The sequence below is a fragment of the Erwinia sp. PME.40.26/001 genome, from assembly GCF_055556675.1.
The window spans coordinates 192,154-216,758 of the sequence record NZ_JBVHNP010000004.1 but is presented as its reverse complement, the minus strand read 5'-3'; the positions used below and the strand labels follow the sequence as shown (position 1 = coordinate 216,758).

The following is a 24,605-nucleotide window of genomic DNA, read 5'->3' as shown; positions in this document are numbered from 1 at the left end:
CCTTACGGCGAGCCAGCGCCATCACAGCCCTGATGATAGGGTAACGCCAGAGAGAGCGCCACCCTGCTGAACAGGGTCAGGGGCGGCGATCGCCGTACTGGAAGGAAAAATCGGCGATGTAGCTCCCCTCTGCTTCCGCAATGGCCTGCGACAGGGCCAGGTAATACGGCTCCAGCCCGATGGCTTCAATCTCAGCGATCTTTTCGCGAACCGGTGCGCAGAACAGCGCCGGATTGCCTGCCGCCTGGCGCTTATTGTTGACCGGCAGCTCATGGGTGACTGCTTTCATGGCCGTGCGGATCGCCTGACGATAGCTGCCGGGCACGTTGCTCACGTCATCTGCGGCGGTCAGGACATTCAGCGTCGGGAATTCATCCGCCATCACGGCCGACTTCAGCCGGTCAAAAAATTGCTGGAAGAGCTGGAAGGAGCCCAGGTCTGTGACTTTAGGTTTGGTGGATTTGCCGCGTATATTACCCGGAGAGCGGCTGCTGGCAGTGGGCGATAGCGTTTCCTTCTGCAGCTGAAGGTCAAAAAGATAGTCTGCGTGTTTTCTGCGATCCTGCAGATCCGGGAATTTTTCATTAAAGGCTTTGATAAACTCGGGAGCGGCCAGGTCGGCCAGGGCGTGGTTATCAAGCCAGTCAGAGCGGGCAAAAACCGCGGGCGTGATAAACCATGGCGGCACCGGTTCTGAAAAACGAACGGAGTGACCCTGGTGGTCAAATTCAACGAACTCCGCCCCTTTTTCAAAGGCGAAACAGCAGTTTTTAAAGCTGATAATGGTGTCATTAATAATAAGGGCATCTTTCACAAATCTTGCCACCTCGGCGCTCATCACAAAGGCGGTTTTTTTGTCGTGATCGCGCAGTACGTAGTTCAGATCTGCCACTGACTTAACGCCAGGCTCAAGATCAAACTCAAAGAAAATATGTGACATATTATAAACTTTCCGCTTTACCTGGATAAGTCATGATATCACATCTTAACGTGCGGAAGTCAGGAGGCTGACCGCCTTACCGGTCATTGCCATCTCTACCGCCAGACTTATAACGGTGCCGCGTTTAGCTAGATGGGGCTTAATGGCTGACCTCAAAGTGAACATTTTCGCTATCGCGCTTCAGGATCAGGGTTGTCTCGTCCCGTGCAACCACGCTGATCACCACGGACTTCAGGTCACTCATACTCAGTCCCATCAGCCGCGCATTCAGCAGCAGCAGGGTTTTTAACATCTCATCACCGAACTCTGACGAGATATCTCTCATCATGTTGCGATGTTCTTCTGTGCCGATCCTGTCGCTGACAGACTGTGAAAATCGGGTCATTGCCTTATCCTCCGGGTTAATGTGTTTAATGCCGCCTGACAGGCACGGACGGAAACCATCTGGCATTCCAGCAGCCGGGCATAGTCAGCCTGCTGTGCCAGTGAGCCCCGCTCAAGCGTCACTGTCAGCGACAGGGCATGATGTGCAGCCCGGGAAAGCTGTAAGCAGGCCGCCCGGTGCTCACGGTGAAATTTTTCGCTGTCGCAGAGGGCCGTCAGCAGGGCTGAACGTGATGCCGCGATCAGCGCCAGGTGTTCCGGTGTCATCTCGCCCTCCCGGTAACAGGACAAAACAGATCAGGGCTGGCTGACCTGCCGCCCGAACGCGATCTTTCTGCAGAGGTTGTAATTAACGCCTGGATCATTGAGTGGTCATTGCGGGTAAAGTATTTCGATGACTTATGTTAGTCATTTGAATGTCTTCTCTACCTGACTTTAGTCAACTTTTTCACGATATTTCATTCAGTCTTATAAGTCATCTTGATAGTGAATAATGACAGGGTGGCGTGAATGAAGCCTTTATCTGGCTGGGGATCGGAAGGGGGACGGTGTTAAGGCGCAGGCGGGAGAGCAGAGACTGTCCTGGCAGGGATGCCCCTGACAGTCAGGGCGTAAGCCGGCGGCATGGCCACCGGCCCGGTGATATCAGTAGAGCAGTGAGTAGAGCTGGCGGCGGTATTTTGCTGCCAGGGCATCACCCGTGCCGAGCGCTGCGAGGATCTCCTGCAAAATTTTACGCGCCTGACCGTCGGCCGCACCCAGGTCTTTTTTCAGATGGGAGAACAGCAGTTCAAGGGCTTCTTCATTGCGTCCGACCTGGTGAAACTGCAGCGCCAGCTGCGTGGCCAGCCCGGCATTATCGGGGTCCGCTTCCAGCTGCTGTTGCAGCTGCTGGATTTCCGGGGTGTCAGCTGCCTGTTTCAGCAGGTCAATCTGCGCGATCAGCCCCTGATAGCGGGTATCCTGATCCTGCAGTGGCACCACTTTCAGCACCGCTTCGGCTTCTTCACTGCGGTTAAGGCCAATCAGTACTTCGGCCAGCAGAAAACCGATATCGCTGCCCTGATTGCTCAGCGCCCAGGCCTCTTTCAGCAGGGGCAGGGCGTCGATCAGTTTGCCTTCTTCCATCAGCTGCATAGCCTGCTGCGCCTTCAGCTCTTCTTCTTTTGGCAGCACTTTTTCCAGCAGGGCGCGGACGGCTTCTTCCGGCTGCGGCCCCTGGAAACCGTCAACGGGCTGACCGTTCTGGAAAAGATAGACCGTCGGAAGGGAACGCAGTCCAAACTGCTGCGCCACGGCGGGCTCGGCATCACAGTCCAGCCTGGCCAGAATAAACTGGCCAGCATACTCCTGCGCCAGACGATCCAGCAACGGCGTCAGCTGCTGACAGTGCTGGCTGCGCTCAGACCAGAAGTAGAACAGCACCGGGATCTGCATCGACTGTTCCAGCGTCTGCTGCAGGTTGGTTTCGTTAATTTCTACAATCGTTGCTTGTGGTGACATGAATTCGTCTCTTTTCACGTAAGTTTATTACTGTATTGGGGCGCGAGCCGCGGCTTCAAGGGGCGGCGACTAATTCTGACGTAAAAACCGGTCCATCAGCCAGCCTGGCAGTAAACGGCGTAGCACCACGATGGCATGCGTGATTAGCGTTACCGGATAGCGCAGACGCGGACGGCGGCTTTCCAGCGCATGGCGAAGTTTCGGCAGGATCGCCTCAGGCGGTAGCGTAAAGCGGGCGGCGATGCCGGGATTGTGTACCGGCTTATCCTGCTGCGCCTGACGGACATTGTCGGTAAACGGCGTATGGATCGGGCCCGGCTCAATCAGACTGACGCGCACGCCGCTGCTGTGCAGCTCCATGCGCAGCGCATCCGACCAGGCCTCCAGCGCGTACTTACTGGCGGCATAGGCCCCGCGACCCGGCGTGGAAATCAGGCCCATCACCGAGCTGGTATTGATAATACGGCCAACGCCTGCGATCAGCGCCGGCAGCAGCAGCACGGTCAGCTGGTGGGTACCAAACAGATTAGTGGAGAACTGCTGCTCCAGCTGCTGGCGCGACACCGACTGCAGCGGGCCATAGACCCCAAAGCCGCCGTTGTTAAATAAACCGTGCAGTACCCCGCCGCACAGGGTGAGGATCTCTCCCGCAGCCCGTTCGACGCTGGCAGCGTCATCCAGATCCAGCAACACACCCTGAAAACCCAGCGCATCCATCCGGGCGACGTCCTGCGGTTTCCGGCAGGCCGCAATCACCTGATACCCCCGGCGCAGCAGATCGTTGGCCGCCACCAGGCCAATTCCGCTGGAACTGCCGGTAATAACAATTCTTTTTTGCATAACTTTACCTGTTACGGCACTCAGAGCCGGGTCACTCATGCTTAACTAGGGGAGCCAGATTTTTGGCCATCAGATCGGCAATAAACGGTTGTGCGGCAGGATTGGGATGAATACCGTCGTCCTGCATCCATTCCGGTTTCAGATAGACCTGCTCCATAAAGAATGGCAACAGGGGAATGGCATGCTTCTCCGCCAGGCTGGGGTAAATGGCAGCGAAGGATTCGGTATAACGCTTGCCGTAGTTTGGCGGTATACGTATCTGCATCAGAATCGGCTGCGCTTTGGCGGCCAGCGCCAGTTTAATCGCCTGATCCAGATCCTGCTCGATCTGCTGTGGGGCAAAACCGCGTAAGGCATCATTGCCACCCAGTTCAATCAGTACCCAGCGAGGCTGATGTTGCTTCAGCAGCGCGGGCAAACGCGCCAGCCCCTGCGTCGCGGTATCGCCGCTTATGCTACCGTTAATAATGGTAGGGGATTTTTGCCATTTATCATTGAGTAACGCAGGCCATGCGGCACTGGCAGACATGCGGTAACCGGCGCTCAGACTGTCGCCCAGCACCAGCAGTGTGTCTGCCGCCGTCGCGCGCAGCGTCATAAACGCCAATAAGAACAGGAAAGGCAAATGCCAGCGGAAAACATTCTTGAAGTTCATCGTCTTAGTAAGTCCGTCGGTCAGGGTGAGCATCAGCTTTCCATCCTTACCGGAGTTGAGCTGGTTGTCAAACCGGCTGAGACACTCGCCCTGATCGGTGAGTCGGGATCGGGCAAGTCAACGCTGCTGGGTATTCTTGCCGGCCTGGACGACGGTACGGAAGGCGAAGTGATGATGCTTGGTCAGCCGCTGCACCAGATGAATGAAGAGCAGCGGGCCGAACTGCGCGCGAAAAATGTCGGCTTTGTTTTCCAGTCTTTCATGCTGGTCCCCACGCTCAACGCTCAGGAAAACGTGCAGCTTCCGGCGCTGCTGCGCGGCGACAGTGACCGTAAAAGCCGGGAGCAGGCAGCCGCGCTCCTTGCCCAGCTTGGCCTCGGTGAACGTCTGAGCCACCTCCCTGCGCAGCTCTCCGGGGGGGAACAGCAGCGTGTGGCGCTGGCCCGTGCCTTTAACGGCCGGCCGGCGTTGCTCTTTGCCGATGAACCCACCGGCAATCTTGACCGGAAAACCGGTGACCGTATTGCCGACCTGCTGTTTTCAATGAACCGGGACTATGCCACCACGCTGATCCTCGTTACGCATGATGAACAGCTGGCTGCGCGCTGTGACCGCCGCCTGCGGCTGCGCGACGGCAAGCTGTGGGAGGAAGCATGATCTGGCGCTGGTTCTGGCGCGAGTGGAAATCCCCCTCGCTGCTGATTGTCTGGCTGGCGTTGACTCTGGCAGTGGCCTGCGTGCTGGCTCTCGGTTCACTCAGCGACCGCATGGAAAAAGGCTTAAGCCAGCAGAGCCGTGACTTTATGGCGGGTGACCGCACATTGCGCAGCGGCAAAGAGGTGCCCGCTGAATGGCTTGAACAGGCGCGTGCGGACGGACTGCAGGTCGGACGTCAGCTGACCTTTATGACTATGACCTTTGCAGGCGATACGCCGCAGCTGGCTTCGGTCAAAGCCGTCGACGATCTTTACCCGATGTTCGGGCAACTGACCACGGTGCCTGCCGGGCTGAAACCGGCGGCGGGCACCGTGCTGGCCGCACCGCGTCTGCTGGCATTGCTGGAGCGTAAAGCCGGGGACCAACTGGACGTGGGGGATGCCACCCTGCGTATCGGGGGGGAGGTGGTCCAGGAGCCGGATGCGGGCTTTAACCCGTTCCAGACTGCACCGCGTCTGCTGATGAATCTGGCGGATGTAGAAAAGACCGGTGCGATCCAGCCCGGCAGCCGCATCACCTGGCGCTATAAATTTTCCGGTACGCCCGCGCAGCTGGCGCGCTATGACCGTTATATCGCCTCGCGGATCACGGCGGATCAGCGCTGGATCAGCGTGGAGAACAGTGAGGATGCACTGGGCAAGTCGATGCAGCGCGCCCAGCAGTTCCTGCTATTGTCAGCCCTGTTGACCCTGATGCTGGCCATTGCCGCCGTGGCGGTGGCAATGAATCACTACTGCCGCAGCCGCTACGATCTGGTGGCAGTGCTGAAAACGCTCGGTGCCAACCGGGCGGCACTGCGTAAATTGATTATCGGCCAGTGGCTGTCGGTGCTGCTGCTGGCGGCCGTGGTGGGCAGCGCCATCGGCCTGGGCTTTGAAGCCGTACTGTTAAGTATGCTGCGCCCGGTGCTGCCCGGTGAGCTGCCGGCCGCCAGTGCCTGGCCATGGCTGTGGGCTGTTGGATCGCTGTTTGTCATCTCTCTGCTGGTCGGGTTGCGTCCTTACCGTCTGCTGCTGGCGACCCAGCCGCTGCGCGTCCTGCGCCGCGATGCGGTGGCCAACCTCTGGCCGCTGAAGTTCTATCTGCCCGTCATGGCGCTGGTGGTGGTTGGCCTGCTGGCGCTGCTGGTGGGGGGCAGCAAGCTGCTGTGGGCGCTGGTGGCGGGGATTGTGCTGCTCTCCTTACTGCTGGGCGCGATTGGCTGGGGTGGGCTGCTGCTGCTGCGCCGTCTGACCCTGCGTAATCTGGCATTTCGCCTGGCAGTCAACCGGCTGCTGCGCCAGCCGTGGACCACACTCAGCCAGCTGGCGGCCTTCTCGCTGTCGTTTATGCTGCTGGCGCTGCTGCTGGTGATGCGGGGCGATCTGCTGGAACGCTGGCAGCAGCAGCTGCCGCCGGGCAGTCCGAACTATTTTCTGCTGAACATGACCGAACAGCAGGTACCGCAGGTGCAGGCCTTCCTGCAGCAGCATCAGGTCAGGGCAGAAACCTTCTATCCGGTGGCGCGCGTGCGGCTGACCAGCATTAATGAAAAGCTGGCCGACCCGGCGCTGGATGAGTCCCTCAACCGGGAGCTGAACCTCACCTGGCAGAAAGATCTGCCGGATCACAATCCGATGACTTCAGGCACCTGGCCGCCGAAAAAGGGAGAAGTGTCGATTGAACAGGAGCTGGCCGGGCGGCTCGGTGTGAAGCTGGGGGATACCGTCACCTTTAGCGGGGATACCCAGGAGTTCAGTGCCAAAATCAGCAGCATGCGCAAGGTGGACTGGGAGAGCCTGAAGCCAAACTTTTTCTTTATCTTCCCGCCGGGTGCGCTGGACGGACAGCCGCAGACCTGGCTGACCAGCTTCAGAATGGACAATGACAACGCCACGCTGGCGCAGTTAAACCGCCAGTTCCCGACGCTCAGCCTGCTGGATATTGGCAGTATTCTGAAGCAGATAGGGCAGGTGCTGGCGCAGGTCAGCCAGGCACTGGAGATCATGGTTATCCTGGTGACCGCCTGCGGCGTGCTGCTGTTACTGGCACAAATTCAGGTGGGTATGCGTCAGCGCCGCCAGGAGCTGGTGGTCTTTCGCACGCTCGGGGCCAGCATCCGACTTTTGCGCGGCACGCTGTGGTGCGAGTTTGCGCTGCTGGGCGTAGTGTCCGGCGTGGCGGCGGCTATCGGGGCAGAGGCTGCGCTGTGGGGGTTGCAGCGTAAGGTGTTTGACTTCCCGTGGCAGCCTGATTTTACGCTGTGGCTGGTACTGCCGTTAACCGGTGCCGTTCTGCTGTCGCTGTGCGGCGGCTGGTTGGGTGTGCGCTTACTGAAAGGGAAAGCGCTGTTCAGAGGGTATTACGCGGGATAGTGAAAGGAGGTCGGTGAAAGCCGGCCTCTTTACTTTTGAGCTTAACTATTATCGTTTTTGTCAGGGAATACAGGGCGGATTAGTTTCATCTCTACGCCAAGACGGATGGCATGCTTCGCGTTGTTCACGCCTAATTTTTTCACAGCGTTGGCAATATGATATTTTACTGTTGTCAGTTTTACTCCTGTAATAATCGCTATCTCCTGATAGGACTTCCCTACACTGACCCAATATATGATTTCATTTTCACGATGAGAAAATATATTTCTGTTATTCATTTTTTCGAAATCACTGTCAATCTGCCGTTTCTGGTACAGATATATTGTTTTTTCATGGGTTGTTATCAAAATCATGTGAAGTTTGCTTTTATTTTTCAGGATAATGTCTTCGATGTTATTGTTACATTCATTCTCTGAAAAAATGGAGAGCATAACCAGATTATTGTATTGGTCATGGAGTACAAAAGTATAACCATTGATAATGTCATGATTACGTGCCATGTCAAAAAAACTGAGTGATTTTATCCCCTGACAGAGCAAGAAGTTCTCATCCCACGAAAAAGGCGTAATGCGGTTTAATGCCGTAATGACAACCGGATCAATGAGCTGAAAGTTGTTTTGTTTATAGATGCGGAACCATTCTTGTCGGTTAGAAATGATAGCAATATCGACAGGGTTACTCTTACTCATGATCGCGTAAACATATTTTATGTCACTTAATGTCGACAGCTCTTTTTCAAAGTGACGTTTTATAATGGAATTAATGGTCGAATTGTTAAAAAATTCAGCGCGCATCTTGTACTCTCCCTGTAAAATGAATCATCCTTAATTTACTGTGAAGATATTACCATGGTTGTTGTTATCCGGCTAATCTGGGGGGTATTACGAAGCGTGAGACTTTGATTGAAGGTGAAAGCTATATCAAAAAGTATAGGAAACCCTATAAACGGGTTCCCTGGTGTGGACAAAGTATGCGGCTAAAGACTGAAAAGGGACTCGATGTGTACTATTTTTTGTAGCAGGGAGCATAGACCATAAGCGCCGAGAATGTAGCTGTACTTTAGTACAGTCAGGCACTCGCCATTTTCAGAATTTAGCATTTATTAATGGGGCAGGCGGCTGGAGGGGCTGACCTTCTGTTTCAGTCAGCCCGTAAGGCAAAGGGATTAATCCAGCTTTTCAACCGCCCAGGCAATCCCGCTGGCGTATTCTTCCGGCAGCAGCGGCACCAGCGCGTTCAGCGCATGGCTGAGGGCCTGTGGGCTGACGTCGGACAGATTCAGGTGGCCCACTTTACGCCCGGCTCGTACTTCCTTCTCATACCAGTGCAGGTGCACCAGCGGCTGCCCCAGCCATGCCAGATTGACGTCGGTGCCAATCAGGTTGACCATCACCGAGGGTGTGCTGACGACAGGCGTTGGCAGTGGAAGGTCGAGAATAGCCCGCAGATGCAGCTCAAACTGGCTGATGGATGCGCCGTTCTGCGTCCAGTGACCGCTGTTGTGTACGCGCGGTGCCAGCTCGTTGATCAGCAAACCTTCCGGTACCACGAAACACTCCATCGCCATCACGCCGACGTAGTTCAGTTCATTCATGATGGCAGACAGCATACGCTCGGCCTGCTGCTGATGTTGCTCGTTTACTTCCGGCAGCACGACGCTGGTACGCAGAATGCCGTCCTGATGCAGGTTGTGTGTCAGCGGGTAAAACACGGTATGCCCGTCGTGGCCGCGCGCGCCAACCAGCGACATTTCGCCGGAGAAATTGATCCCCTGTTCAACAATGCACTCGCCGTAGCAGTCAGCGGGCAGTGATTCGGTTTCACCGGCGTGCAGTCGCCACTGGCCGCGACCGTCATAGCCACCTGTGCGGCGTTTAACGATGGCCAGCGGGCCCAGCGTGGTGAATACCTGCGCCCACTCATCTGCACTGGAGAGCAACTGCCACGGCGCGGTTGCCAGGCCCAGCCGGTCCAGCAGCTGTTTCTGGGTCAGACGATCGGCCAGCAGTGGGAAGATATCGCGGTTAACAAAGGCATTATGGCCCGCCAGTTCACGGGTTAATGCCGTTTCAGGCCAGCGCTCGATTTCAGCAGTGATCACGCTCTGCGCAATGGGCAGGGATTCGGGTTCCGCATCCAGGCCCACCGGATAGACGGCAATACCCAGAGGTTCACCTGCCTGGCGCAGCATACGCCCCAGCTGGCCGTTACCTAATACGCAGACCGGCTTCATGCTTCCTCCCGCGGGTCCGGGTTATTCAGCACTTCGTCGGTCTGGCTCTGACGCCAGTGATTCAGGCGATCGGCCAGCCCGGCATCATGCAGCGCGAGGATCTGTGCCGCCAGCAGGGCCGCATTGGCAGCGCCGGCTTTACCGATTGCCAGCGTGCCCACCGGAATGCCACGCGGCATTTGTACAATAGAGTAGAGGCTGTCGACGCCGCTCAGGGCCGCGCTCTGCACCGGAACACCCAGTACCGGCACCAGCGTTTTCGCCGCCAGCATGCCCGGCAGGTGGGCTGCCCCGCCTGCGCCGGCGATAATCACCTGATAGCCGTTACCGGCGGCCTGTTCGGCAAAGCTGAAGAGTTTGTCCGGCGTGCGGTGTGCAGACACCACTTCGCAGTGAAAGGGAACGTCCAGGCTGGTAAGGATTTCCGCCGTAAATTGCATGGTTGCCCAGTCACTTTTGGAACCCATAACAATAGCAATGCGGGCCGGTGCGGCGTTCGATGTCATGCGGGTCTGACTCCTGTGATTGTAAAACGTCACCAGGGCCGCTCAACAGGGCGACCCGATGGGAAGGGCAAAGAGAATATCACGACTGCGCGGTGAGGAAAACGGTTGCGTAGCGTCAAGTACCGCCGTTTTCACTCAGATTTTTGCATCAGAACGGGAAGGAGATCAGGCTTATCTCGTCAGGGCTGACTTTGATCATTGACCCTTCTTCATGCCAGGCACCGAGCACCAGGCGTTCAGCCGCCTGACCCTGGATCAGCAGGGGATGAACGGCCGGGCGATGGGTGTGACCGTGGATCAGCCACTGCACCTGATGGCCTGACATCGCCGCCACTACCGCCTGCTGATTGACGTCCATGATTTCCTGAGATTTGCTGCTGTTAGCCTGACGGCTGCCGGCGCGCATTTTCAGGGCGATACGCTGACGGACAAAGAGGGGCAGGGCGAGGAACAGCGTCTGCAGCCAGCGCTGCTGGACCTTTGCGCGAAAACGCAGATAGCCTTGATCGTCGGTACACAGGGTATCGCCATGCATAATCAGCACGCGCCTGCCGTACAGGTCCAGCACCTGCTCTTCCGGCAGCAGCGTCATACCGCTGGCTTTGGCAAAACGTTTGCCCAGCAGAAAGTCGCGATTACCGTGAATAAAATAGCAGGGAACGGGCAGCTGGCGCAGGGCGTGTGCGACCTCGGCATGAAGCGGGTTCGGGTCATCGTCACCGATCCAGGCTTCAAACAGGTCACCGAGAATATACAGCGCGTCGGCGTGCTGTGCTTCACGGCGTAAAAAATGCAGAAAACCGGCTGTAATAGCCGGTTCTTCAGTACACAGATGGATATCTGCGATAAACAGCGTATGCGACATTATTCGCTGACGGTGACTTTCTGAATGATCACGTCGTCTTTTGGCACGTCCTGGTGCATCCCGCTGCGGCCGGTAGCCACGGCTTTGATTTTCTCAACCACGTCCATGCCTTCAACCACTTCGGCAAACACGCAGTAACCGAAGCCCTGCAGGCTTTCGTCACGGAAGTTCAGGAAGTCGTTGTCAGCCACGTTGATGAAGAACTGGGCGGTCGCAGAGTGTGGCGCCTGAGTACGGGCCATCGCCAGGGTGCCTTTGGTGTTCTTCAGGCCGTTACCCGCTTCGTTGCGGATCTCTTCTTTGGTGTCTTTCTGCTTCATGCCCGGTTCAAAACCGCCGCCCTGGATCATAAAGCCGTTGATCACACGGTGGAAGATGGTGTTGTCGTAAAAACCTTCGCGGCAGTACTCAAGGAAGTTTTTAACGGTAGCCGGCGCTTTATCATCGAAAGTCTTGATGACGATATCGCCATGATTAGTCTGGAAAGTGACCATATTCTCATCCTGTCAGGGTTGGAGTATTTAACATTGAGCGCCGGGAACTGAGACTGGAGTCTGTCCCGTGCGACAGACGGCTCTTATATCACAAAATGTGATAGCTCGTCAGCCTCCCCTTCATAAAGGAAACGCAGATAACCTTGCTTTGCGCCGCGCTGAAGGTAAGAATACGTCAGAATATTTACTTCGCCATTTTTTCGCTAATCCCGCACACGTTTAAAACGGAATGTCTCAATGCTAAAGATTTACAACACCCTGAGTCGTCAAAAAGAGGAATTTAAACCTATTCATGCCGGTAAAATCGGGATGTACGTGTGTGGCATTACCGTTTACGACCTCTGTCATATCGGACACGGCAGAACCTTCGCGGCATTTGATGTGGTAGCGCGTTACCTGCGTTACAGCGGCTATGAGCTGAACTATGTGCGTAACATCACCGATATTGATGACAAAATCATCAAACGTGCGAATGAAAACGGTGAGACCATTGAGCAACTGACCAATCGCATGATTGCTGAGATGCACAAGGATTTCGCCGCGCTGAATATCCTGCCGCCGGACCTGGAACCGCGCGCAACACGCCACATTCCTGAGATAGTTGAGTTAGTCAGCAAGCTGATTGCCCGCGAACATGCCTATGTTGCCAGCAATGGGGATGTGATGTTCTCCGTTGACAGCGACCCTCACTACGGCTCACTGTCGCGACAGGATCTCGATCAGCTTCAGGCCGGTGCCCGCGTGGAAGTCGCGGCAGATGTGAAGCGTAATCCGATGGACTTCGTGCTGTGGAAGATGTCAAAAGCCGACGAACCCGGCTGGGAGTCCCCGTGGGGAATGGGCCGTCCGGGCTGGCACATCGAATGTTCAGCCATGAACTGCAAGCAGCTGGGTGAACACTTTGACATCCACGGCGGCGGCTCTGACCTGATGTTCCCCCACCATGAAAACGAGATCGCCCAGTCCACCTGCGCCCATGATGGTCCGTATGTGAACGTCTGGATGCACTCCGGCATGGTGATGGTTGACCGCGAGAAGATGTCAAAATCACTGAACAACTTCTTTACCGTGCGCGATGTGCTGGCGCACTACGATGCAGAAACCGTACGTTACTTCCTGATGTCCGGTCACTATCGCAGCCAGCTGAACTACGGCGAAGATAACCTGAATCAGGCACGCTCGGCGCTGGAGCGCCTCTACATCGCTATCCGTAACACCGACGCCAGTGCCGAAGTTGCCGGTGGGGAAGAGTTTGAAGACCGTTTCCGTGCCGCCATGGATGATGACTTCAACACCCCGGAAGCCTACTCGGTTCTGTTTGACCTGGCGCGCGAAGTCAACCGCCTGAAGGATACCGACAAAACCGCTGCTGAAGGGCTGGCAGCACGCCTGCGGGTGCTGGCGGGCGTACTTGGCCTGCTTGAGCAGGATCCGGAGCAGTTCCTGCAAAACGGCGTGAACATCAATGATGAAGAAGTAGCGCAGATTGAAGCGCTGATCCAGATGCGTATTGATGCGCGTCTGGCAAAAGACTGGGCGCAGGCCGATGTCGCGCGTGACAAGCTTAATGCAATGGGCATTGTGCTGGAAGACGGTGCAGGCGGCACCCGCTGGCGTCGTAAGTAATCTCTCCGGGGCGCGGTATGCTGCGCCCCTGTCCTTTCTGCTGAAGGTCAGGGCTCCGTTACCATGATCAGACAACTCACCCTCACCAACTACCGCTCCATTCGCTACCTCGAACTTGAACTCGGTCAGCTTAACGTTATCACCGGCCCCAATGGCTGTGGCAAATCCAATCTGTATAAAGCGGTACGCCTGCTGCATGAAGCGGCCTGCGACCGTCTGTCACCGGCGCTGGCACAGGATGGCGGCATTCAGAAAGCCATGTGGGCCGGAGGCGCACGGCGCGGTGAACGTCACAGCGAAGTCAAACGGATGATCCTGTCGGCGGCGATGGACGACTTCGACTATCAGCTGGAGATCGGCTTTCCCGAACCGCTGATCAGCCTGTTTAACCTCGACCCGGTGGTGAAGAAAGAGCAACTCTGGCTGAGTGGGCAACAGCGGCGGCGTTCGGCGCAGCTGCTGGAGCGTAGCAATCAGACCGCTTTTCTGCACAATATCGACGGGGAGCGCGTGGCCTATCCGGCTTCACTGCACCAGGAGGAATCGGTTTTTGGTCAGCTGGCTGATCCGCATCTCTATCCGGAAGTCTCGCAGGTGCGTGAGAACCTGCGCGGCTGGCGCTTTTACCACGAGTTTGCCATCTGGCCGGGCAGTGCGCTGCGCGTACCGCAGGTCGGCATCCGCTCGCCGATCCTGGCACACGATGGCAGTAATCTCGCCGCCGCCTTTGAGACCCTCCGCGAACGAGGCCACACCGAGCTGCTGTTCTCTATTTTGCAGCAGGCGTTTCCCGACAGTCATTTTGAGGTGGAAGCGCAGAACGGTCGCTTTCAGATGCTGATGCACCGCCAGGGGATCCTGCGGCCGCTCGATGCCGCTGAACTGTCTGACGGCACGCTGCGCTTCCTGTGCCTGGTGGTTGCGCTGCTCAGTCCGCGCCCGCCCGCCTTTATGGCGCTTAACGAGCCAGAGAACAGTTTGCATCCCGACCTGTTGCCGGCGCTGGCGCAGCTGATCGCCGAAGCGAGTCGCTACAGCCAGATCTGGGTGACCAGCCACTCGCCGCTGCTGGCACAGCTGATCGCCGGACATACGGCGATACGTCACTACCGGCTGCAGCAGGTCGACGGAGCAACACAAATTGCAGATGAGGAGTGACCACCGCAACAGAAAATGTTAACGGCACCGCGCCCGGGGGCTGCTGCGATCAAAAAAGGCCGCCCGCAGGCAGCCTTTCGCGCATCTACCTGAATATCAGGCCGTTACGGTGACGCTTTCGCCGTCAAAATCAACCTTCTGTCCCGCCACAATTTTGCAGCGCTTACGGGTTTCTTTTACACCATTGACCGTCACATGTCCGCCAGAGATCATGATTTTTGCCATTGCGCCGCTTTCTACCCAGCCTTCCAGTTTCATCAGATCGCACAGATCCACGTGGGGATGATCGCCCAGAGAGAAAGTTGCCATTATGCTGTTGCTCCATCGTCGTTATTTTCACAGGCCTGCAGGGTGTTCTGGATCAGGGTGGCGACCGTCATTGGCCCCACGCCGCCCGGCACCGGGGTAATATAGGCGGCTCGTTCAGCCGCCACGTCAAACTCCACATCGCCGACCACTTTGCCGCTTTCCAGCCGGTTAATCCCCACGTCAATGACGATCGCGCCGGGTTTGATCCACTCACCGGGAATAAAACCGGGCTTACCTACCGCCACCACCAGCAGATCGGCGTGTTCGATATGGTGACGCAGATTTTTGGTAAAGCGGTGGGTGACGGTGGTGGTGCACCCGGCCAGCAGCAGCTCCATACTCATCGGGCGGCCAACAATATTGGATGCGCCGACCACCACGGCATTCAGGCCGTAAGTATCAATATTGTAGCGTTCCAGCAGCGTCACGATGCCGCGCGGCGTACAGGGGCGCAGCTTCGGTGAGCGCTGGCACAGGCGGCCGACGTTATAAGGGTGGAAGCCATCTACGTCTTTTTCCGGCGCAATATGTTCCAGCACCTTGACGTTATCGATGCCCGCAGGCAGCGGTAGCTGCACCAGAATACCGTCAATTTCCGCATCGTTATTCAGCCTGGTAATCAGCTCGAGCAGATCCGCTTCGCTGGTGGTCGCGGGCAGATCGTACGAGCGGGAAAGGAAGCCGACCTCTTCGCAGGCGCGGCGCTTGCTGCCAACATAAATCTGCGAAGCCGGGTTTTCACCCACCAGCACCACGGCCAGACCCGGGGCGCGTTTACCGGCTGCAGTTCGCTGCTTTACCCGCTCTGCAACCTCTTGTCGCACCTGCTGCGCAATCGTTTTACCGTCAATAATTTTTGCTGCCATCAGAAAGGGGATCCATCTGTGTTGAGTTAATTCGGGGATTACGCCTATTTTGTCAGAAGCGCGGCCCGCTGTCAGGCAGAGTTTCAACAGGAGGTGTGCAGGGGAGTCACTTCGGACTGCTCTTAAAGCGTTCCACAAGGCGTTTGCCCGCCATTCCCGGTTTATTCCTAAATCATTACCGCCGCGGCTGTGCCAGGATTGAACTGTGACACGGCAACTTATCGAAAAGATAAAGAGGGAATGATGAAAACAACTATTATTGCACTGTCTGCTTTGCTGATGGTCTCACCTGTTTTTGCTGCTACCACCACGGATAACACCGTCGCGGAAGCGCACAAAGGCGCTGATACCGCCAAAGAGAAGCTGCATAAATCCCAGCACGAAGGGGAAGAGATGCAGCTGAAAGCCAAACATGCTGCAGAAGGCGAGAGTCACTCGACCAGCAGTAAGATCTCTGAAGGTACCCAGAAAACCTGGAACAAAACCAAAGAAGGCACTGAGAAAGGCTGGGATAAAACCAAGCAGGGTGCAGAAGATTTGAAAAACAAAGCGACCAATTAAGGCGCTCTGTTGATAGTATTCGTGAAAAACCCACCGCAAGGTGGGTTTTTTTATGACGGGCCGTAAGCCCAAACCGCATCGACTGCTCATTACTTCAGCAGTGGGCGGCCGCAGACCCTAAAAACGTTGACTCAGCAGGATCGCGTCGTATAATCCGACGCAATCACCATGCGCCCTTAGCTCAGTTGGATAGAGCACCGGCCTTCTAAGCCGTAGGTCACAGGTTCGAATCCTGTAGGGCGTACCATCTCTTCTTCTGCTAGTGTCTCCTAACGTCTACAAATACCTCCTAGCCCCTTACTGATACTGGTTACTACATCCAGCGTTGTATCTGTTTGTCTATTGAAAGCTACACTCGATTGGGGGCATCATAGGGGGGATTGTCCCGTTCAATAGATCACGATGCCCCCATATGAAGCTAAATGCCCGTCAAATCGACTCTGCTAAGCCGAAAGAGAAAGCCTATAAACTGGCTGATGGAGCTGGCTTGTATCTCGAAATTTTTCCCAGTGGGAGCAAAAGTTGGCGACTGAAATACCGTTTTGCAGGGAAAGAAAAGCGCGTAGTGTTCGGGCTATATCCCGCCATTTCTCTTTCCGAGGCGAGGGGTAAGCGCGAAGAGGCCAAAAAGATACTGGCAGCGGGAGGAGATCCCGGACTAGCCAAGCAAGAAGCCAAGCAGGCCAAAATCCTCGCCATCAACAACAGTTTTGAATCACTGGCGCAGGAGTGGCACGAACACAAACGACCTAACTGGTCCCAAGGCTACGCAGACGACATCCTTGAATATTTACGCAAAGATGTTTTTCCCGCGCTGGGCAAACGACCTATTGCAGAGATTAAAGTGGCTGAGATGTTAGCCGTGCTGCGCAAGATGGAGCAGCGCGGCGTGCTGGATAAGCTAAAGAAAACTCGTCAGGCGTGTCGGCAGATATTTACCTATGCCATCATCACCGGCAGGGCAGAGCATAATCCCGTCACAGATCTCGCGGGGGCACTGAAAGCCCCCAAGCAAAAGCATTTCCCACATTTACTAAGTCATGAAATCGGTGGTTTCTTACGAGCGTTAAGTGGCTACAGCGGAAGTCGCATCACACACCACGCAACACACTTGCTTATGCTCACTGGGACTCGGACCATCGAATTACGTGCCGCTGAGTGGTGTGAGTTCGATTTAATGAAGGGAACCTGGCAGATCCCTGCTGAACGGATGAAAATGAGGCGACCGCACGTTGTGCCGCTATCCGGACAGGCGCTTTCACTACTTGAAGAAATGCACGAGCTTAGCGGAAGGGGGAAATTTGTCTTCCCTGGCCGAAATCATGCAGGTAAGCCTATGAGTGAGGCGAGTATTAATCAGGTAATAAAGCGTATTGGTTTCGATGGAAAAGCAACAGGGCACGGCTTCCGCCACACGATGAGCACAATTTTGCATGAACAGGGCTACAACGCTGCATGGATTGAGACTCAGTTGGCGCATGCGGATAAAAACACCATTCGCGGGACTTACAATCATGCTCAGTACCTCGATGGACGCCGTGAAATGCTCCAATGGTATGCCGATTATCTCGGTACGCTGCGTGACAATGCTTGATAGCGATGAGGGATGAGGCAATGCAAGCACCTAAAGTAGCTATCAGCTTTTCGGATGAAATTATGCATGTGCAGTTAGAAGGGAAAGAGCGCCTGAACATCCCACTGCAAAATTTTCCAAGATTGCTGCGTGGTACACCTGAGCAGCGTAATCGGTGGGAGCTGTCTGGAACGGGGCCGGGGATTCATTGGGATGAGCTGAACGAAGATATCTATGTTCCTTCTCTGTATGAGGGAAGGGATAGAGACCAAACGAATGGAAGCAAGTAGAACTTAAGGTCAATTATCAGATTCTATTTGCTGCTTACGCTGTGAAGTATCACTTGGTTCCATATTTAAGCGTGCGCTTCTATAAAAGCATTTTAATAACAGATAGTTAAATGAGCCTGACAGGATAAAAATGACAAGCCTTCAACAACGAGCAGAATTACACCGTCAAATCTGGGCAATTGCCAATAATGTTCGCGGATCGGTCGATGGATGGGATTTCAAACAATACGTACTTGGCGCACTTTTCTATCGTTTTATCAGCGAAAACTTTTCTAGTTACATCGAAGCCGGTGATGACAGCGTTAACTATGCCTCGCTGGATGACAGCATCATTATCGATGACATCAAAGACGATGCCATCAAAACTAAAGGCTATTTTATTTATCCGAGCCAGCTGTTCTGCAATGTGGCCGAGAAAGCCAACAATAACGACAGATTGAATGCTGATTTGAACAGCATATTCGTCGCCATCGAAAGCTCAGCCTATGGCTATCCTTCTGAGGCCGACATCAAAGGCCTGTTTGCTGACTTTGACACCACTAGTAACCGCTTGGGTAACACCGTTAAAGATAAAAATAGCCGCCTCGCTGCCGTGCTGAAAGGCGTTGAAGGCTTAAAGCTGGGTGACTTTGATGCGCACCAGATTGACCTGTTCGGGGATGCTTACGAGTTCCTGATTTCCAACTACGCGGCGAATGCCGGGAAATCAGGCGGTGAGTTCTTTACGCCACAGCACGTATCTAAACTGATTGCCCAACTGGCAATGCATGGTCAGACCCACGTTAACAAAATCTATGACCCAGCAGCAGGTTCTGGTTCACTGCTGTTACAGGCGAAAAAGCATTTTGATAATCACATCATCGAAGAAGGCTTTTTCGGGCAGGAGATTAACCACACGACCTTTAACCTGGCCCGTATGAACATGTTCTTGCATAACATTAACTACGATAAGTTTAATATTATGCTGGGTAACACCCTGACTGACCCACACTTTAAGGACGATAAGCCCTTTGATGCCATCGTCTCAAATCCGCCGTACTCGGTGAAATGGATTGGCAGCGACGACCCGACGCTGATTAACGATGAGCGCTTTGCACCGGCCGGCGTGCTGGCCCCGAAATCGAAGGCCGACTTTGCGTTTGTGCTGCACGCCCTGAACTACCTGTCAGCCAAAGGCCGCGCGGCCATTGTCTGCTTCCCGGGCATTTTTTACCGGGGCGGCACTGAGCAAAAAATTCGTCAGTATCTGGTCGACAATAACTACGTTGAAACCGTGATTTCCCTTGCGCCTAACCTGTTCTTCGGCACCACCATTGCAGTCAACATTCTGGTGCTGTCAAAGCATAAAGCCGACACCGATGTACAGTTTATTGATGCCAGCGGTCTGTTCAAGAAAGAAACCAATAATAACACTCTCACCGATGCGCATATTGCGCAGATTATGCAGGTATTTGACAGCAAGGCAGATACCGACCATCTGGCGAAATCCGTGCCGCTTGAGGCCGTTGCCGCCAATGACTATAACCTGTCCGTCAGCAGCTATGTCGAAGCCAAAGACACCCGTGAAATCGTTGATATCACCGAACTTAATGCCGAACTGAAAATCACCGTCAGTAAGATTGAGCAGTTGCGCAAAGACATTGATGCGATTGTGGCAGAAATAGAAGGCAGCGAGGCACAGGCATGAGTGGGATGAGTTATCTGGAAAAGCTACTGGATGGCTTTGATGTTGAGTGGATGCCTCTGGGAGATATTGGCAATTTTATACGAGGCAATGGGCTACAGAAAAAAGACTTCATTGAAAGCGGCTTTCCTGCAATACATTACGGTCAGATTTATACAAGATATGGATTATCAGCAGATAGCACATTTACTTTTGTTTCACCAGAGCTAGCTAATAAGCTGAGAAAGGCTCAAAAAAATGACTTATTGTTAGCTACAACATCAGAAAACGATGCAGATGTCGTAAAGCCTTTAGCATGGCTTGGTGGGGAAACGGCCATTTCCGGGGATATGATGTTATTCCGGCATAAGCAGAATGTTAAATATCTCGCCCATTTTTTCCAGTCCGAAATATTTCAGACACAAAAGATAAAGTATATCACTGGGGCGAAAGTTCGCAGGGTTTCCAGTGGTGACTTGGCGAAAATAGTAATCCCTATTCCCTGCCCAGATAATCCGAAGAAGTCGCTTGCCATCCAATCTGAAATTGTCCGGATTCTGGATACATTTACCGCTCTTACCGCTGAGCTTACCGCTGAGCTTACCGCTGAGCTTACCGCACGTAAAAAACAGTACAATTTCTATCGCGATCAGTTGCTGAGCTTTGAAGAGGGCGAAGCTGAGTGGAAGACGCTGGGTGATATTGGTGATGTAAGAATGTGCAAGCGCATTCTTAAGAGCGATACTCAGCCTGAAGGGGAAGTGCCATTCTATAAAATTGGCACGTTTGGAAAGAAAGCGGATGCGTTTATATCTAGGAATGTATTTGAGGCTTACAAAAGTAAGTATTCCTTTCCAAGGAAAGGCGATGTTCTAATTTCTGCATCAGGGACTATAGGACGCACAGTTATATATGACGGAAAGCCTGCTTATTTTCAAGATAGCAATATTGTCTGGCTAGAAAACAACGAAAGTATAGTTACTAATAAGTACCTCTGGCACTTCTATAAAATCGCCAAGTGGGCTGTTTCGGAAGGTGGAACAATAGACAGACTTTATAACGACAATATCAGGAAAACGAAGATTATCGTACCGTACCCGAGCGATTCTAATAAATCACTCGCAGAGCAAAACCGTGTGGTTGCTATCCTCGACAAATTCGATGCTCTGACCAACTCAATCAACGAGGGGCTTCCTCGAGAAATCGAGCTGCGCCAAAAACAGTACGAATACTACCGAGATTTGCTGTTTAGCTTCCCGAAGCCTGATGCCGTCATTCAGTGACACTCATGCTATAACTAACCGGCCAGCGTTTGCTGGCCGTGCCATACATAAGCGAATTCATCGGCTGGTAGCTTTTACTTCATCTGCTGCCGGTCTTTGCCATACAGCACACAGGATGCGCGATGACTCAACAGACCAACACCATTGCTGAATCGAATAAGTTCATTGTACTCGATAAGTATTCTAAAGCCTGGGAGGTAGGAGATAACTACCAGAGTGAATCGGATCTGGAGCGTGAACTGATTCAGGATCTGTGCAATCAGGGATATGAATTTGTTTCCTTCACCTCCCAGCCGCTGATGCTGGCGAATATCCGTGCGCAGCTTCAGGCACTTAATGGCGTGGTATTCAATGACGGTGAATGGCGGCGGTTCTGTGAGAGCTATCTGGACAGCCCGGGTGACAGCAGTCTGGATAAGACTCGTAAAGTACATATCGATTACATCTGCGATTTTACCTTTGATAACGGCCAGCTTGAAAACATTTACCTGATTGATAAAAAAAATCTGGTTCGTAACAAAGTACAGGTTATCCAGCAGTTTGAGCAGACCGGCTCGCACGCTAACCGCTATGACGTCACCATTCTGATCAATGGTTTGCCGCTGGTTCAGGTTGAGCTGAAAAAACGCGGCGTTGCGATTCGGGAGGCTTTTAACCAAATACACCGTTACAGCAAGGAGAGCTTTAACAGCGATAACTCTCTGTTCAGGTATCTTCAGCTGTTTGTGATTTCCAACGGCACCGATACCCGCTACTTTGCCAACACTACTAAAAGGGATAAAAACAGCTTTGACTTCACCATGAACTGGGCGAAGTCCGATAACACGCTCATTAAAGACCTGAAGGACTTTACTGCCACTTTCTTTCAAAAGCATACCCTACTGCATATTTTGTTTAACTACAGTGTGTTTGACAGCAGCCAGACGCTGCTGGTGATGCGCCCTTACCAGATTGCCGCCACCGAGCGTATTCTGTGGAAAATTAACAGCTCCTTTAAAGCTAAAGACTGGTCAAAACCCGAAGGCGGCGGCTTTATCTGGCATACCACCGGTTCAGGTAAAACCCTTACCAGCTTCAAGGCGGCAAGGCTTGCCACTGAACTGGAGTTCATCGATAAAGTTTTCTTTGTGGTTGATCGCAAGGACCTCGATTATCAGACCATGAAGGAGTACCAGCGCTTTTCACCAGACAGCGTCAATGGTTCAGATAACACCGCCGGCCTGAAGCGTAATCTGGAAAAGGATGATAATAAAATCATCGTCACCACCATTCAGAAGCTCAACAACTTGATGAAGGGGGAGGCAGATTTACCGGTATACCGTCAGCAGGTGGTGTTTATTTTTGATGAGTGCCACCGCAGTCAGTTTGGTGAAGCTCAGAAGAACCTGAGCAAAAAATTCACCCGCTTTTATCAATTCGGCTTTACCGGAACACCGATTTTCCCTCAAAACGCTCTGGGGGCTGAAACCACGGCCAGCGTGTTTGGTCGAGAGCTGCACTCTTATGTCATTACCGATGCCATCCGGGATGAAAAGGTGCTGAAGTTCAAGGTGGATTACAATGATGTCCGCCCGCAGTTCAAGGCACTGGAAACGGAAACCGATGACAAAAAACTCAGCGCAGCAGAAAATCAACAGGCCTTTCTGCACCCGCGCCGCATTGAGGAAATCACCCGCTATATCCTGACGCATTTTCGTCAGAAGACCCACCGTGCCTTCCCGGGCGCGAAAGGCTTTAATGCCATGTTCGCAGTGAGCAGTGTTGATGCTGCCAAGTCCTATTATGAAGCCTTTAAATCACAACAGCTGTCAGCCTCAGAGGCGTCTGATACGTATAAGCCGCTGAGAGTGGCCACCATTTACTCCTTTGCAGCCAATGAAGAGCAGAATGCTGTCGGTGACATTACCGATGAGAGCTTTGATGTCAGCGCGATGAATAGCAGCGCCAAAGAGTATCTGGATGCGGCGATTGATGACTACAACGGCCACTTCAAAACCAACTTCAGTACCGACAGCAATGGCTTTCAGAACTACTACCGGGATTTAGCCCAGCGCGTGAAAAATCAGGATATCGACCTGCTGATTGTTGTCGGGATGTTCCTGACCGGCTTCGACGCCCCGACGCTAAACACCCTGTTTGTTGATAAAAACCTGCGCTATCACGGGCTGATGCAGGCGTTTTCACGCACCAACCGTATCTACGATGCGACTAAAACGTTCGGCAATATTGTGACCTTCCGTAATCTGGAGCGGGCAACGATTGATGCCATCACGTTGTTTGGCGATAAAAATACAAAGAACGTGGTGCTGGAAAAAAGCTACAAAGAGTACATGGAAGGCTTTACCGATATAGTCACCGGTGAGGCGAAGCGTGGCTTTATGGACATCGTCACTACACTGGAACACCGTTTCCCTGATCCGGCTGACATTGAAAGCGAGAAAGAGAAAAAAGCTTTTGTGAAGCTGTTTGGTGAATATCTGCGGGCTGAGAACATCCTGCAAAACTATGATGAATTTGCCACGCTGAAAGCGCTACAAACAGTCGATATCAGTAACCCGGAAGCCGTCGAAGCGTTCAAAGCTGCGCATTATCTGGATGATGATAAGTTCGCAGAAGTCCAGACTATACGCCTGCCAGCTGAGCGGAAAGTGCAGGATTATCGCTCGGTGTACAACGATATCCGTGACTGGCAGCGCAAAGAAAAAGCAGCTGATGACAAAGATAAATCAACCATCAACTGGGAAGACGTAGTGTTTGAGATCGACCTGCTGAAGTCGCAGGAAATCAATCTGGACTACATTCTCGGCCTGATATTTGAACGCAATAAACAGAATAAAAACAAAGCAGGCCTGACCGAAGAAGTTAGACGCTTGATTCGCTCTAGTCTGGGTAACCGTGCCAAGGAAGGGTTGGTCGTTGACTTTATTCAGCAAACAAATCTTGATGAACTGCCGGACAAGGCAGGGATTATTGATGCATTCTTCACCTTCGCTCAACGTGAGCAGCAGCGCGAGGCGGAAGAGTTGATTAAGTCAGAAAACCTCAATGAAGAAGCTGCAAGACGTTACATCCGCACCTCCCTAAAACGTGAATATGCGACGGAAAATGGTACGGAACTTAATGAGGCGCTGCCAAAACTCAGCCCCCTGAATCCGCAGTACAAAACTAAGAAACAGACTGTATTCCAGAGAATTGTATCATTCATCGAGAAGTTTAAAGGTGTAGGTGGTCAGATCTAAATATTGTTAAAAGGGGAGCTATTACGAATGGTATGTCTCCCCCATTTATTCCCCCCGCTTTGAGGGGTAACGAGATTAGCTGATTGCTTTCTGCGAAATGAATGTAACCTATTGATACTTCAGATTTTGGCTCGATTCCCCCACTTGCTGCGCATATAAGGGTTTGAAGTGGGGGAATCATTAACAAATGCACATTGCATTATTTGTTCCCCCACTTAATCCCCGTTTATTCCCCCGCTTTGAACTCTAGAGTAACTGGCCTAATATGTTCACCTTCACAAATGACACGGCCTTCCTTTTCCAGCTTATCCAGCCAACGAGAGAATTTCTTAGAGACATCGAATCCCATTGACCTGCTCCCCGTTGATTAACACACCGCGATGTTAGTAATGTCTTCATAAGCCACATGAGGACATCCCCATGAAGAAGCGTTTTTCCGACGAACAGATCATCAGTATTCTCCGCGAGGCCGAAGCCGGAGTTTCTGCCCGTGAGCTCTGCCGTAAGCACGCCATTTCAGATGCCACGTTTTACATCTATGGACTA

Annotated in this window: 23 protein-coding genes, 1 tRNA gene and 1 pseudogene; 12 read left to right on the top strand and 13 right to left on the bottom strand. The window is 53.4% G+C overall.

Annotation, left to right across the window (positions count from 1 at the left end; genetic code table 11):
• Positions 1-76 precede the first annotated feature (76 nt).
• From ACZ3HG_RS13940 to tesA, 6 genes are all read right to left on the bottom strand, one after another.
• Positions 77-940: a hypothetical protein gene (locus ACZ3HG_RS13940; protein WP_191933585.1), complete on the bottom strand. Its 864-nt coding sequence runs from the start codon at positions 938-940 to the stop codon at positions 77-79.
• Positions 941-1,079: 139 nt separating this feature from the next.
• Positions 1,080-1,325 carry a hypothetical protein gene (locus tag ACZ3HG_RS13935; protein WP_191933584.1) on the bottom strand — a complete coding sequence of 82 codons (246 nt, stop codon included), beginning with the start codon at positions 1,323-1,325 and terminating at the stop codon, positions 1,080-1,082.
• On the bottom strand, positions 1,322-1,591 hold the full coding sequence (locus tag ACZ3HG_RS13930; RefSeq protein ID WP_191936903.1) for a hypothetical protein: 270 nt from the start codon (positions 1,589-1,591) through the stop codon (positions 1,322-1,324). Before ACZ3HG_RS13930 ends, ACZ3HG_RS13935 begins: the two co-directional genes overlap by 4 nt.
• Positions 1,592-1,969: 378 nt before the next feature.
• Positions 1,970-2,827: a co-chaperone YbbN gene (locus ACZ3HG_RS13925; RefSeq protein WP_191933582.1), complete on the bottom strand. Its 858-nt coding sequence runs from the start codon at positions 2,825-2,827 to the stop codon at positions 1,970-1,972.
• A 69-nt stretch (positions 2,828-2,896) separates the two neighbouring features.
• Positions 2,897-3,667: an SDR family oxidoreductase gene (locus tag ACZ3HG_RS13920; RefSeq protein ID WP_191933581.1), complete on the bottom strand. Its 771-nt coding sequence runs from the start codon at positions 3,665-3,667 to the stop codon at positions 2,897-2,899.
• 31 nt (positions 3,668-3,698) lie between these two features.
• Positions 3,699-4,322, bottom strand: a complete 624-nt coding sequence (gene tesA / locus ACZ3HG_RS13915) for a multifunctional acyl-CoA thioesterase I/protease I/lysophospholipase L1 (RefSeq protein WP_465333077.1) — start codon at positions 4,320-4,322, stop codon at positions 3,699-3,701.
• Between tesA and ybbA the strand changes: the two genes are divergently transcribed.
• On the top strand, positions 4,293-4,979 hold the full coding sequence (gene ybbA / locus ACZ3HG_RS13910) for a putative ABC transporter ATP-binding protein YbbA (RefSeq protein ID WP_191933579.1): 687 nt from the start codon (positions 4,293-4,295) through the stop codon (positions 4,977-4,979). The genes tesA and ybbA overlap by 30 nt on opposite strands.
• A complete protein-coding gene (ybbP, locus tag ACZ3HG_RS13905) occupies positions 4,976-7,393 on the top strand; it encodes a putative ABC transporter permease subunit YbbP (RefSeq protein WP_465333076.1) in 2,418 nt (805 codons plus the stop codon). The genes ybbA and ybbP overlap by 4 nt, the downstream gene beginning before the upstream one ends.
• 41 nt (positions 7,394-7,434) lie before the next feature.
• On the opposite strand, the gene ACZ3HG_RS13900 is transcribed toward ybbP, so the two are convergent.
• The 5 genes from ACZ3HG_RS13900 to ppiB form a co-directional block, all read right to left on the bottom strand.
• Positions 7,435-8,187, bottom strand: coding sequence for a helix-turn-helix transcriptional regulator (locus tag ACZ3HG_RS13900; protein WP_465333075.1), 753 nt, complete (start codon positions 8,185-8,187; stop codon positions 7,435-7,437).
• A gap of 371 nt (positions 8,188-8,558) precedes the next feature.
• Positions 8,559-9,626 carry a 5-(carboxyamino)imidazole ribonucleotide synthase gene (purK, locus tag ACZ3HG_RS13895; protein WP_465333074.1) on the bottom strand — a complete coding sequence of 356 codons (1,068 nt, stop codon included), beginning with the start codon at positions 9,624-9,626 and terminating at the stop codon, positions 8,559-8,561.
• On the bottom strand, positions 9,623-10,132 hold the full coding sequence (gene purE / locus ACZ3HG_RS13890; RefSeq protein WP_062745120.1) for a 5-(carboxyamino)imidazole ribonucleotide mutase: 510 nt from the start codon (positions 10,130-10,132) through the stop codon (positions 9,623-9,625). The genes purK and purE overlap by 4 nt, the downstream gene beginning before the upstream one ends.
• A gap of 148 nt (positions 10,133-10,280) precedes the next feature.
• Complete coding sequence (gene lpxH / locus ACZ3HG_RS13885; protein ID WP_191933576.1) at positions 10,281-10,997, bottom strand: UDP-2,3-diacylglucosamine diphosphatase; 717 nt, start codon at positions 10,995-10,997, stop codon at positions 10,281-10,283.
• The gene (gene ppiB / locus ACZ3HG_RS13880; RefSeq protein WP_062745124.1) at positions 10,997-11,491 is read right to left on the bottom strand and encodes a peptidylprolyl isomerase B; all 495 of its coding nucleotides are present in this window, start codon (positions 11,489-11,491) and stop codon (positions 10,997-10,999) included. The genes lpxH and ppiB overlap by 1 nt, the downstream gene beginning before the upstream one ends.
• Positions 11,492-11,728: 237 nt before the next feature.
• Here ppiB and cysS point away from each other — a divergent pair, with 237 nt between their 5' ends.
• Positions 11,729-13,117, top strand: coding sequence for a cysteine--tRNA ligase (gene cysS / locus ACZ3HG_RS13875; RefSeq protein WP_465333073.1), 1,389 nt, complete (start codon positions 11,729-11,731; stop codon positions 13,115-13,117).
• Between the two features lie 63 nt (positions 13,118-13,180).
• Positions 13,181-14,275, top strand: a complete 1,095-nt coding sequence (locus ACZ3HG_RS13870; protein ID WP_465333072.1) for an AAA family ATPase — start codon at positions 13,181-13,183, stop codon at positions 14,273-14,275.
• A 96-nt stretch (positions 14,276-14,371) separates the two neighbouring features.
• On the opposite strand, the gene ybcJ is transcribed toward ACZ3HG_RS13870, so the two are convergent.
• Entirely contained in the window at positions 14,372-14,584 is a 213-nt protein-coding gene (gene ybcJ / locus ACZ3HG_RS13865; RefSeq protein ID WP_191933573.1) for a ribosome-associated protein YbcJ, read from the bottom strand.
• Positions 14,584-15,450 (bottom strand): bifunctional methylenetetrahydrofolate dehydrogenase/methenyltetrahydrofolate cyclohydrolase FolD, encoded by an 867-nt coding sequence (gene folD, locus ACZ3HG_RS13860; RefSeq protein ID WP_191933572.1) that lies wholly within the window; start codon positions 15,448-15,450, stop codon positions 14,584-14,586. Before folD ends, ybcJ begins: the two co-directional genes overlap by 1 nt.
• A 243-nt stretch (positions 15,451-15,693) precedes the next feature.
• On the opposite strand from folD, the gene ACZ3HG_RS13855 reads away from it, so the two are divergent.
• The 8 genes and pseudogenes from ACZ3HG_RS13855 to ACZ3HG_RS13820 all read left to right on the top strand — a co-directional run.
• Positions 15,694-16,011 carry a hypothetical protein gene (locus ACZ3HG_RS13855; protein WP_465333071.1) on the top strand — a complete coding sequence of 106 codons (318 nt, stop codon included), beginning with the start codon at positions 15,694-15,696 and terminating at the stop codon, positions 16,009-16,011.
• 170 nt (positions 16,012-16,181) lie between these two features.
• Positions 16,182-16,258: transfer RNA gene (locus tag ACZ3HG_RS13850), tRNA-Arg, on the top strand.
• A gap of 165 nt (positions 16,259-16,423) precedes the next feature.
• Positions 16,424-17,605, top strand: a complete 1,182-nt coding sequence (locus ACZ3HG_RS13845; RefSeq protein WP_465333070.1) for a tyrosine-type recombinase/integrase — start codon at positions 16,424-16,426, stop codon at positions 17,603-17,605.
• A gap of 20 nt (positions 17,606-17,625) precedes the next feature.
• Positions 17,626-17,874: a DUF2442 domain-containing protein gene (locus ACZ3HG_RS13840; RefSeq protein ID WP_465333069.1), complete on the top strand. Its 249-nt coding sequence runs from the start codon at positions 17,626-17,628 to the stop codon at positions 17,872-17,874.
• Between the two features lie 130 nt (positions 17,875-18,004).
• Complete coding sequence (locus tag ACZ3HG_RS13835) at positions 18,005-19,561, top strand: type I restriction-modification system subunit M (RefSeq protein WP_465333068.1); 1,557 nt, start codon at positions 18,005-18,007, stop codon at positions 19,559-19,561.
• Positions 19,558-20,820 carry a restriction endonuclease subunit S gene (locus ACZ3HG_RS13830; protein ID WP_465333067.1) on the top strand — a complete coding sequence of 421 codons (1,263 nt, stop codon included), beginning with the start codon at positions 19,558-19,560 and terminating at the stop codon, positions 20,818-20,820. Before ACZ3HG_RS13835 ends, ACZ3HG_RS13830 begins: the two co-directional genes overlap by 4 nt.
• A gap of 122 nt (positions 20,821-20,942) precedes the next feature.
• Positions 20,943-24,059, top strand: coding sequence for an HsdR family type I site-specific deoxyribonuclease (locus ACZ3HG_RS13825; RefSeq protein WP_465333066.1), 3,117 nt, complete (start codon positions 20,943-20,945; stop codon positions 24,057-24,059).
• A 420-nt stretch (positions 24,060-24,479) separates the two neighbouring features.
• A pseudogene (locus ACZ3HG_RS13820) lies at positions 24,480-24,599 on the top strand (transposase); the annotation flags it as partial.
• Positions 24,600-24,605 lie beyond the last annotated feature (6 nt).

Coding starts and splice junctions, on each gene's coding strand:
- ACZ3HG_RS13855 (WP_465333071.1), top strand. CDS start 15,694: ATGAAAACAACTATTATTGCACTGTCTGCTTTGCTGATGGTCTCACCT.
- ACZ3HG_RS13940 (WP_191933585.1), bottom strand. CDS start 940: ATGTCACATATTTTCTTTGAGTTTGATCTTGAGCCTGGCGTTAAGTCA.
- ACZ3HG_RS13925 (WP_191933582.1), bottom strand. CDS start 2,827: ATGTCACCACAAGCAACGATTGTAGAAATTAACGAAACCAACCTGCAG.
- ybbA (WP_191933579.1), top strand. CDS start 4,293: ATGCCAGCGGAAAACATTCTTGAAGTTCATCGTCTTAGTAAGTCCGTC.
- ACZ3HG_RS13830 (WP_465333067.1), top strand. CDS start 19,558: ATGAGTGGGATGAGTTATCTGGAAAAGCTACTGGATGGCTTTGATGTT.
- ybbP (WP_465333076.1), top strand. CDS start 4,976: ATGATCTGGCGCTGGTTCTGGCGCGAGTGGAAATCCCCCTCGCTGCTG.
- ACZ3HG_RS13840 (WP_465333069.1), top strand. CDS start 17,626: ATGCAAGCACCTAAAGTAGCTATCAGCTTTTCGGATGAAATTATGCAT.
- lpxH (WP_191933576.1), bottom strand. CDS start 10,997: ATGTCGCATACGCTGTTTATCGCAGATATCCATCTGTGTACTGAAGAA.
- cysS (WP_465333073.1), top strand. CDS start 11,729: ATGCTAAAGATTTACAACACCCTGAGTCGTCAAAAAGAGGAATTTAAA.
- folD (WP_191933572.1), bottom strand. CDS start 15,450: ATGGCAGCAAAAATTATTGACGGTAAAACGATTGCGCAGCAGGTGCGA.
- ACZ3HG_RS13930 (WP_191936903.1), bottom strand. CDS start 1,591: ATGACACCGGAACACCTGGCGCTGATCGCGGCATCACGTTCAGCCCTG.
- ppiB (WP_062745124.1), bottom strand. CDS start 11,491: ATGGTCACTTTCCAGACTAATCATGGCGATATCGTCATCAAGACTTTC.
- ACZ3HG_RS13920 (WP_191933581.1), bottom strand. CDS start 3,667: ATGCAAAAAAGAATTGTTATTACCGGCAGTTCCAGCGGAATTGGCCTG.
- ybcJ (WP_191933573.1), bottom strand. CDS start 14,584: ATGGCAACTTTCTCTCTGGGCGATCATCCCCACGTGGATCTGTGCGAT.
- ACZ3HG_RS13835 (WP_465333068.1), top strand. CDS start 18,005: ATGACAAGCCTTCAACAACGAGCAGAATTACACCGTCAAATCTGGGCA.
- tesA (WP_465333077.1), bottom strand. CDS start 4,322: ATGAACTTCAAGAATGTTTTCCGCTGGCATTTGCCTTTCCTGTTCTTA.
- purK (WP_465333074.1), bottom strand. CDS start 9,626: ATGAAGCCGGTCTGCGTATTAGGTAACGGCCAGCTGGGGCGTATGCTG.
- ACZ3HG_RS13935 (WP_191933584.1), bottom strand. CDS start 1,325: ATGACCCGATTTTCACAGTCTGTCAGCGACAGGATCGGCACAGAAGAA.
- ACZ3HG_RS13900 (WP_465333075.1), bottom strand. CDS start 8,187: ATGCGCGCTGAATTTTTTAACAATTCGACCATTAATTCCATTATAAAA.
- purE (WP_062745120.1), bottom strand. CDS start 10,132: ATGACATCGAACGCCGCACCGGCCCGCATTGCTATTGTTATGGGTTCC.
- ACZ3HG_RS13845 (WP_465333070.1), top strand. CDS start 16,424: ATGAAGCTAAATGCCCGTCAAATCGACTCTGCTAAGCCGAAAGAGAAA.
- ACZ3HG_RS13825 (WP_465333066.1), top strand. CDS start 20,943: ATGACTCAACAGACCAACACCATTGCTGAATCGAATAAGTTCATTGTA.
- ACZ3HG_RS13870 (WP_465333072.1), top strand. CDS start 13,181: ATGATCAGACAACTCACCCTCACCAACTACCGCTCCATTCGCTACCTC.